The sequence below is a fragment of the Streptomyces alkaliphilus genome (assembly GCF_014141535.1).
Classification (GTDB): Bacteria; Actinomycetota; Actinomycetes; order Streptomycetales; family Streptomycetaceae; genus Streptomyces; species Streptomyces alkaliphilus.
The window spans coordinates 1-2,644 of the sequence record NZ_VKHT01000732.1 but is presented as its reverse complement, the minus strand read 5'-3'; the positions used below and the strand labels follow the sequence as shown (position 1 = coordinate 2,644).

The 2,644-nt window shown below is 75.1% G+C and carries 2 protein-coding genes; one reads left to right on the top strand and one right to left on the bottom strand.

The window, feature by feature from the left end; genetic code table 11:
* Nucleotides 1–126 precede the first annotated feature (126 nt).
* Entirely contained in the window at nt 127–1,050 is a 924-nt protein-coding gene (locus tag FNQ90_RS19085; RefSeq protein ID WP_182607489.1) for an NADP-dependent oxidoreductase, read from the top strand.
* Nucleotides 1,051–1,137: 87 nt separating this feature from the next.
* Here FNQ90_RS19085 and FNQ90_RS19080 read toward each other — a convergent pair whose 3' ends face one another.
* Complete coding sequence (locus FNQ90_RS19080; RefSeq protein WP_182607488.1) at nt 1,138–2,427, bottom strand: NAD(P)/FAD-dependent oxidoreductase; 1,290 nt, start codon at nt 2,425–2,427, stop codon at nt 1,138–1,140.
* Nucleotides 2,428–2,644 lie beyond the last annotated feature (217 nt).

The following is a 2,644-nucleotide window of genomic DNA, read 5'->3' as shown; positions in this document are numbered from 1 at the left end:
CCGTCGTCCCCGCCGTGCCCGGTGCGGCGGGGACCGGCGCGACCCGGTGCGGCGGAACGGGTGACCGGGGGCCCTGTCACCGGCCCCGGGGGAATACCGCTCCCCATCCGGGGCACTGCACCGACTATGAAAGCCATCGCGCTGCACCGATACGGAGGACCGGACGAGCTCCGGGAGGAGGAACTACCGGAGCCCCGGGTGGCCCCCGGTGAGGTTCTGATCCGGGTCCGCGCCGCCGGCGTGAACCCGGTCGACTGGAAGATCGGCGCCGGGGCCCTCGACGCCCTGATGGAGGTCCGTTTCCCCCTCGTACCCGGCTGGGACGTCTCCGGGGTCGTGGAGAGCGTCGGCCTCGACGTACGGGAGTTCGAACCCGGCGACGAGGTCCTCGGCTACCTCCGCAAGGACTGGACCCAGGCCGGCACCTACGCCGAACTCGTCTCCGCCCACGTCCGGCTCATCACCCACAAGCCCCCATCCCTGGGCTGGGCCGAGGCCGCCGGACTGCCCCTGGCCGGCCTCACCGCCCTCCAGTCGTTGCGTCGAGCCCGGGTGGGCTCCGGCGACACCGTTCTGGTGCACGCCGCAGCCGGTGGTGTCGGCTCGCTCGGTACGCAGCTCGCCGTCCTGCGCGGCGCCCGGGTCATCGGCACCGCGAGCCCTCGCAACCACGACTTCCTGCGAGGACTGGGAGCCGAGCCCGTGGAATACGGCGACGAATTGGAGGAGCGGGTGCGCGCCCTCGCGCCGCGCGGTGTGGACGCCGCCCTCGACTTCGTCGGCGAGAACACCCGCGACGTCTCCGCCTCGCTGGTCCACGACACGGCCCGGATCGTCTCCATCGCCGATCCGGGCGTTTCGGAGGTCGGCGGCTCGTACCTGTGGGTGCGCCCCGACGCGGAGGACCTCGCCGAACTGGCCCGCCTCGCCGCGGAGGACCGTCTGACCGTGCCGGTCGAGCACACCCTCCCGCTCTCCTCGGCCGCCGAGGCGTGGCGGCGCAGCGCGGCCGGCCGCACCCGGGGGAAGATCGTCCTCACGGTCTCCTGAGGCGGACACCCCACCGCCGGAGCCCCCGGACACGCCGGGGTCGGGGGACCGGAACGCCCGGTGCCCCGACCCGCCGCCGGGGGCCTCTCACCGCCGCGCGGGCAACAACCCGGCCGCCCGGGCCACGTCCACCAGTACCTCGCGGGCGGCCCGCGCCCCCGACGCCATCGCGCCCTGCACCGAGCCCGTCGCCCGGTGATCGCCGCACACGTACCTGCCGGGCGAGACCCGGGTCGTCCGACCGAGCGGCTGCGGTGGCTCCATCGCCGGCAGGGCCCCGCGCACCGTCACGGCGCGCAGCGCCTCCCAGGCCGAGGCGTCCACTCCGTAGGCGTCGCCCAGCGCCGCCCGGAGCTCCGCCTCCCGGCCGGGGCGGTCCTCCCCGAGGACGGAGGTGGAGATCAGCGCCACCCCGGGCGGCGCGTACCCGGGCGCCACCTCGCTGAGCACGCAGGAGTTCAGGAAGCGGTGCCGCGCGGAATCCAACAGAAGGGTGGGCTCCGCCAGGGGCGACCGCTCCGACGCGTGGTAGTAGGTGGTCACCGTGCGGGTCCGGGGCGACGGCACACCCGGCACCAACCGGGCGGCGGCCGACCCCTCCGCGGCCACCACCACGATCCGGGCGCCGATCTCCGCACCGTCCTCCGTGAGCACGCCCTCGTCCGTCACCTCCCGCACCGGGCATCCGGTGCGCACCGTGCCCTCCGGCAACCCCGCGGCCAGCCACCGCGGCACCGCCCCGATCCCACCGGCGGGCAGGCACAGCGAGCCGCGCAACATGCTTCGCCACACCAGGTGGAAGACCCGGGCGGAGGTCGCCAGGTCCGGCTCCAGGAAGACCCCCGACAGGAACGGTCGGAAGAACCGCTCCACCAACACGTCCGAGATACCCGCCTCCGCCAGCGCCCGGCGCACCGTGACGTCGGGACCCGCCTTGATCACCGACGCCGGCGCCAGCGCGTCGCGGGCGCTCAACAACCCCAGCGCCGGAACGTCCCCCAAAGGACCCAGGCCGCCGCGCAGGAAGGTCGCCGCAGCCGACGGTCGGGGGAGAGGCGCGCCGAACCGCAGGTGTCCACGGCCGGTGGCCAGCACCACACCGGGCGTGAAGGGGTGCATCCGGGGGCCGACGCCCCCCATCCGTCGGCGAACCTGCGGATATCCGGTGTTGAACACCTGGAAACCGCGATCCAGCAGGAAACCGTCGTGGTGATCGGTGCGCATCCTGCCACCCGGGGAGTCCGACGCCTCCAGCACCAGCACCTCGAGCCCGGCGGCCGTCAGGTCCGCCGCGCAGGCCAGCCCCGAGACCCCGGCACCCACCACGATCACGTCCGGCCGCGCCGGGACCGGACCCCGCCATGACCGCTCCGGCATCCTCCACCACTCCCTTCCGCGGCATCGTGCCGCGACCGCGCGGCGGCCGTACCGCTCCGCCTCACTCCCACCGGTGCCCCGCGGGCCCCGGATCCCGCTCCGGGCCGGGACCACCGGAGTCACTCTCCCGTGGATCATTCCCCCTTCCGCCGGTCGGTGGACGCACCGACGCGCGAAGGGCGGGAACGGGGCGCGGGTGACCCGGGGGTGGCCGGTG

What these genes read in the sequence shown, in the direction of transcription:
- FNQ90_RS19080 (WP_182607488.1), bottom strand. Translation starts at nt 2,427, where the DNA reads ATGCCGGAGCGGTCATGGCGGGGTCCGGTCCCGGCGCGGCCGGACGTG.
- FNQ90_RS19085 (WP_182607489.1), top strand. Translation starts at nt 127, where the DNA reads ATGAAAGCCATCGCGCTGCACCGATACGGAGGACCGGACGAGCTCCGG.